General features: G+C 68.0%; 6 protein-coding genes. 1 reads left to right on the forward strand and 5 read right to left on the reverse strand.

The genetic code is table 11. The features are described from left to right. The 5 genes from E1267_RS42165 to E1267_RS42190 all read right to left on the reverse strand — a co-directional run. Positions 1-634: membrane dipeptidase (locus tag E1267_RS42165; RefSeq protein WP_181957923.1), on the reverse strand; the 634-nt coding region annotated here is incomplete at its 3' end. Positions 635-1,218: 584 nt separating this feature from the next. Next, positions 1,219-1,713 (reverse strand): nuclear transport factor 2 family protein, encoded by a 495-nt coding sequence (locus tag E1267_RS42175; protein WP_132341696.1) that lies wholly within the window; start codon positions 1,711-1,713, stop codon positions 1,219-1,221. A 206-nt stretch (positions 1,714-1,919) separates the two neighbouring features. Then, positions 1,920-2,126, reverse strand: a complete 207-nt coding sequence (locus tag E1267_RS45440) for a hypothetical protein (protein ID WP_181957924.1) — start codon at positions 2,124-2,126, stop codon at positions 1,920-1,922. A gap of 85 nt (positions 2,127-2,211) precedes the next feature. Beyond that, the gene (locus E1267_RS42185; protein ID WP_132341698.1) at positions 2,212-3,225 is read right to left on the reverse strand and encodes a hemolysin family protein; all 1,014 of its coding nucleotides are present in this window, start codon (positions 3,223-3,225) and stop codon (positions 2,212-2,214) included. Continuing rightward, positions 3,222-4,601: a hemolysin family protein gene (locus E1267_RS42190; RefSeq protein WP_132341700.1), complete on the reverse strand. Its 1,380-nt coding sequence runs from the start codon at positions 4,599-4,601 to the stop codon at positions 3,222-3,224. Before E1267_RS42190 ends, E1267_RS42185 begins: the two co-directional genes overlap by 4 nt. Positions 4,602-4,970: 369 nt before the next feature. Here E1267_RS42190 and E1267_RS42195 point away from each other — a divergent pair. Beyond that, positions 4,971-5,817 (forward strand): ion transporter (locus E1267_RS42195; RefSeq protein WP_132341702.1); only part of this gene is annotated, 847 nt, incomplete at its 3' end.

A 5,817-nucleotide genomic window follows, 5' to 3' on the forward strand; every position in this document is an offset into this window, starting at 1 on the left:
AATGGGTCAGGCCGCCGTCCGAGCTCTCCGACAGGCCACCGCCCAACTGGTTCGCCTGTGAGTAGGCGACGCCGATCTGGCGCACGCCGAAGCCGTACAGGATGTCCAGCCGGTCCAGCTCGTTCTCGATCATGGTCGCGGCCTCCAGGCCGGCCACGAGCGCCAGGCGCCCCGTCGCCTTGGCCTGCTCGATCTCGGCCACCGTGCGCGCCGGCACCACGAAGTCCTGCTTCGCCAGGTCGGCGAAGCGCAGGCCGAGGTCGTAGATGACGTCGTCCCACTTCCAGCCGTGCTCGCTGGTGACGCAGTTGGTGCCGTTCATGAAGTTGTCGAACAACGCGGTCATGCCGGAGCGCGCCAGGCCCTCGAAGCCGATCGCGTTACGGCCGGTCCTGTTGTAGTCGCGCAGCCGGGCGGGGTCCGCCGTGAGGATTTTCGGGTGCTCGTGCAGCGAGATCGCCATGTGGCTGGTCAGGATCCGGGTGACGCGCTCGGTCTGCTCCGCGGACAGTCCCAGGTCGTAGGGAGGGACCCGGCCGATCTCGGGCGCGAGGTCGAAGACCTTGTAGTCGGTGTGCGGCTCCAGGTAGCCGAATGATCGGTAGCCCTGATAGCGGGGGCTCGGGGGCTGCATAGGGGGAGCTCCCATCAAAGAGGTTAGACCTTTAACGTTGGAGGTAGAATCTCTCATGCGTCGCAGCCGCCCACAAGCCCTCTCTTGCCGTTAACGCGAGCTGACGCGTAGCCGGCGCCGCAGCGGCTGCTCGACTTCGGCGTCGTACGGCGGGACCGGTTGACCGGTCCGGTAACCCCCTCGGGCTGAGCGCCGCACTGCGTGCCTCCGGCCCGCTGGACCCTCCGTAGTCCAATGACGGCGCGTCGCAAATTCGCCGCCCGCTCACGCATCCGCGAGGCACTCCACTCGGACGGATGTCTCCACATCGACGGAGGCACGCCGTTGCGCATCAGTCCTCTCGAATGACAGCAAGTCGTCACGGGTCAGCCTCTACGCCGCGATTTCCAGCGCTTACCGAACGCGGGAGAAGGCCTCGGTCGCCATCGCGTCCAACGAGTCCGCCGGTGGCTGGACCAAGGCCTTCACCGATCCCCAGGTCGGCTCGCCTTCGGCGGCACCATCCTCGAAGCCCACTCACCCGAGATGTTGCGTTGCCGGATCAGCCGGCGGGACCACATCTCTGATGCGGCTCGTCCAGACGGTTACCGGGCTCCTTCCGCCAAGGAGGTGTTTCCGGCCTCTGGGTCGGCGGCGTTCCAGGTCACATGAGTCGAACCCGTCAGCGCAGTGGTGTCGAGGTACCTGGGATCGAGGACGCGCTCGGCGAACTTCCAGCCATCCGGGGTGCGCTGGTAGCGGTCGTGGAACAGGCCGTACATGACGACCGACCTGCCGTCGCGCTGGCGACCGAGCTCGAAGATGGATTCCCGGCCGGTCGCCGTGTCACCCTCGAGGTGGATCGTGCCCGGGTGCACGTTCTGCACCCAGAACTCCCACGCGTCCTGCAGCCGTTCGATACCGGCGCGGATTTCCTTCCGCCCGGTGAACTCGATGTCGGCCGGGGGGATCCGCCACACCGCGTCCTCGGTGAACAGCGACGCGAAACGGTCGTAGTCGCCGACCATCGCCGCGTCGACGTGTTCGCCCCGCAGCGCCTCGATCTCGACGCGGTCGGCGATAACCTGCAGATCTCTCATCGGTTTTCCTCTCTCCTGCGAACGTGATGGATGACGGCAGCGATCAGCGTGAGCGGCCGCGCCATCTGCCCCTATCCGTTCGACGAATGAGTCCGGCGCGTCGGGACAGCCGGCGAAAGTGAGACCGCACGGCTGCCTCAACCTCTGCGGCGATTCGGCATCCGGGGGGCAAGGCCGGGATGTGGCAGCGCCTGCATGAGGTGCCGCTACAGACCATCACGAAGGTACGCGGCAGGCACGGCCGTTCCCCGATGGACAAGAGCCCGGGCTGCGGACGCGAGCCCGCCGCCGTAGACGACCAGGACCACGTCCGGCGCCAGGACCTCCATCAGCGCTTTGACCTGCCCGGTGCGCACCGCGTCCAGGAACCACGACTGCTCGTCGGGCGCGTTGGCCACCAGCGCGGAGACCACGGCGCCGAGCAGCGCGTTGAGCGCGATCCCGACCAGAGTCCCGCTGGCGTTCCTATTTCGTTTCCATCAGTTGGGCGGCGTGTGCTCACGTGGGGACGAGCAGGGTGGTCAGCAGGTCGTCGAGGCTGACGATGCCCTTGATGGTGCCGTCTTCGGTGCGGATTAGGGCGATCTGGCTACGGGCGGCGCGCAGCCGAGCGACAGCCTCAGACACGGAGGCACCGGCCGGCAGGGTGGGGATTCGGTAGGCGAGGTTCCTGGCAGTGGTGGCGGTGCCGCGGCGGCGTGCGAGGTAGGCGTCGCGAATGTGCACGACGCCCAGTGGGTCGGTGGGGGTGCCGACGATCAGGCGGGAGCGTTGGACGCGCAGGCAGGCATCGATCACCTCTTGGCCGGTGGCGGTGGCGGGCACCGTGTCGATCCGCTCCGGCGGAATGACGTGTGCGGTGATGTCGGCGCTTGGGGCGCGCAGGGCTTGGCTGAGCACGGCGTGGTCGTCGGCTTCGATCAGGCCGAGCCGGCGGGATTCGGCTACCAGGTGCTGCAGTTGCTCCGGAGTGCGCGGGTTGGCGCCTTCCTCGCGCGGGTGCACCTTGACCAGCCGCAGCAGCCCGTTGCTCACGGCGTTCAGAGCGCTGATCAGTGGGCGCACGAGCAGCGTGAAGCCGCGGAACGGCAGCGCAAGCAGGGTCGCCGAGCGTTCGGGATGGGCGATCGCCCAGGATTTCGGCGCCATCTCGCCCAGCACCATGTGCAGGAACGTCACGATGGCCAGCGCGATCACGAACGCGACCGCATGCGCGGCGGCCTCCGGCAGTCCGATGGCGTGGAAGAGCGGAGTGAGCGTGCCCGCGATCAGCGGTTCGGAGACCACGCCCAGACCGAGCGAGCACAGCGTGATGCCGAGCTGGGCGCCGGCCAGCATCAGTGACAGTTCCTTGATGCCTGACAGTGCCGCGGCGGCGGCCTTGCTGCCCTGGGCGGCGGCCTTCTCCAGTCGGTGGCGCTTGGCGGCGACCAGAGCGAACTCGGCCGCGACGAAGAAGCCGTTGCCGACCAGCAGCACAAGGGTCAGTGCCAGGCCGATGGACAGGTTCACGGCTGCTCCTTGCCATCGTGGCCGTCCCGACCATGGGGATCAGGGCTGTCGGACCGGTAGGGGGTGAGGCGGACGCGTTCGGGGACGTGTCTGTCCAGTGTCAACACTCTGATCCGGGTGTGTGTGGGCGCGTGCGGATCGAGGGTCGCCGGCAGATCGGCGGTGATGACGTCGCCGGGTACGGCGAAGCGGCCGAGCCGGTGCAGGATGAGCCCGGCCAGGGTGTCGTACTCGTCCTCGTCCGGCAGGTTCAGCTCGGTTGCCAAAGCGATCTCGTCGATGCGCAAGGCGGCGTCCAGCTCCCATTCGTCGCCGCGCCGGAGCACACGCGGCGACTCGGTGTCGTTCTCGTCGGCGATCTCGCCCACCAGTTCTTCGGCCACGTCTTCCCAGGTGACCAGGCCGGCCAGACCACCGTGCTCGTCGACCACGCAGGCCACTTCCTCGCCTCGGTCGTGCAACTGGCCTGCCAGATCAGGCAGGGACACGGAGAACGGCACGATCAGCACCTGACGGGCGATGCCGGCGATGCGGGTGGTGGCCGCCTCGGCGGGCGGTACGGCGGCCACGTCACGCAGGCTGACCACCCCCGCCACGTCGTTCAGAGTGGCGCCGAGCACCGGGTAGTGGGTGTGGCCACGCGCGGCGATGAGCTCGTCCAGCTCGGCGACGGTGGCCGAGGCGGCGACGGCGATCACCTCCACGCGGGGCACCATGACTTCCTCGGCGGTGTGCTCGGAGAAGGCCAGGGCGCGTTCCAGCACGTCGGCCTGGCTGCCGGGCAGGTGGCCGTGGGCCTCGGACTCGCCGATGATGTGGCCGAGCTCTTCGAGGGTTGCGCCGTGGTGCAGCTCTTCGACCGGTTCGATGCCGACGGCGCGCAGCAGCTTGTTGGCCGCGGTGTCGAACAGCTTGATGACGGGCCCGGCGACCTTGAGGTAGATCAAGGTGGAGGAGGCCAGCGCCCGGGCCAGGGGCTCGGGCCGGGCCAGGGCGAGGTTCTTGGGCGCCAGCTCGCCGAGCACCATCTGGATGATGGTGGCCAGGGCGAAGCCGGTCGCCAGCGCCAGCGCGTCCACCGCTCCTTGCGGCATGCCGAACGCCGTCAGTGCGGGGGCGATGAGTTCGGCCAGAGCGGGCCTGGCGATGAAGCCGACCACCAGCGCGGTGACGGTGATGCCGAGCTGGGCGCCGGACAGCATGAACGACAGCCGCTCCATCACCGCGACGGCTTTGGCGGCCTTCTTGTTTCCGGCCGCGGCCTGCTGTGACAGGGCGAGCCGGTCGGCGCTGACGTAGGCGAACTCCTGCGCGACGAAGTAGCCGGTAGCCAACGTGAGCAGGAGGATGGCCAGCAGGCCGAGCGCCACGCTCATCGCCCCCACCTCCGGCATCGCCGTCGGTCACGGGCCAGGCCTCGCTGTCCGCGCGCGCGGAAGCTGTACGTGATCGGCCTGCTCGGGTCCGTTGACACGGACGCCACCACCATTCCCTTCGTGTCCTTGACCAGCGGGCGGCCGATGTGAGCGGCGCATGCGGGCAGGCCCGCCCGCATGCGCTAGATGGACGTTAGCCGATCGGCGCACGCCAGCCGCAACCGGGGCACATCATCCCAGGTAACGCGTGAAGGGTCCGCAAAGTGCCGGATGTGTTCGATGCCTCACGGCTACGCCGCTACCGGCTCCTCCTGCCCCCGCCTAGAATGATCATGGATCGGAGTCCTTTGAGCAGGGGAGCTATCGCAGTTGACGGGACAACAACGCGTTCGCGCGGTCCTGGAACACCGGCTCGTACAGCGGACGATCATTGCCATCATCGTGATCAACAGCGTCACCATCGGCATGGAGACCAGTTCCTATCTGATGGAGCGCGCCGGCGGGCTGCTGCACGCCATCGACCGGATCGCGCTGGCCGTCTTCGCCACCGAGATCGCCGCCCGGTTGTATGCCTATCGCCGTGCCTTCTTCGCCGACCCATGGAACTGGTTCGACACCGTCATCGTCGCCATCGCGCTGGTGCCCGCCTCCGGCCCGGCCTCGGTGCTGCGCGCGTTGCGGATCCTGCGGGCATTGCGGCTGGTGTCGGCGGTGCCGAGCATGCGGCGTGTGGTCGGCACTCTGTTGGCCGCGGTGCCCGGGATGGCCTCCATCATCGGCCTGCTCGCTCTGATGATCTACATCGCGTCAGTGATCGCCACCATCCTGTTCGGCGAGGTCGTGCCCGAGCGGTTCGACGCGTTGCCGCGCTCGCTGTTCACCTTGTTCCAGATCATGACCGGTGACGAGTGGGGCACCATCGCGAAGGAGGTGATGGACCACAGGCCGTGGGCGTGGATCTTCTTCATTGTCTACATCCTGATGTCCACCTTTGTCGCCCTCAACCTGTTCATTGCGGTCGTGGTCAACGCCATGCACGAGAACGAGCCATCCCCCGCCGAAGCGCAGACCCAGGCAGAACTGCAGGCGGTCAAGCAGGAACTCGCCGCGGTGAACGCCAAACTGGATCACCTGCTGACGCGTGACCTCCCCGCCTACGACGCCGGCACCGCGGCGAAACCACTCAGCGAAGCACCACCGGCCAACGGTCACGCAC

The organism is Nonomuraea longispora, assembly GCF_004348345.1.
In the GTDB taxonomy this organism is placed as follows: domain Bacteria; phylum Actinomycetota; class Actinomycetes; order Streptosporangiales; family Streptosporangiaceae; genus Nonomuraea; species Nonomuraea longispora.

Coding starts and splice junctions, on each gene's coding strand:
- E1267_RS42190 (WP_132341700.1), bottom strand. CDS start 4,601: ATGAGCGTGGCGCTCGGCCTGCTGGCCATCCTCCTGCTCACGTTGGCT.
- E1267_RS42175 (WP_132341696.1), bottom strand. CDS start 1,713: ATGAGAGATCTGCAGGTTATCGCCGACCGCGTCGAGATCGAGGCGCTG.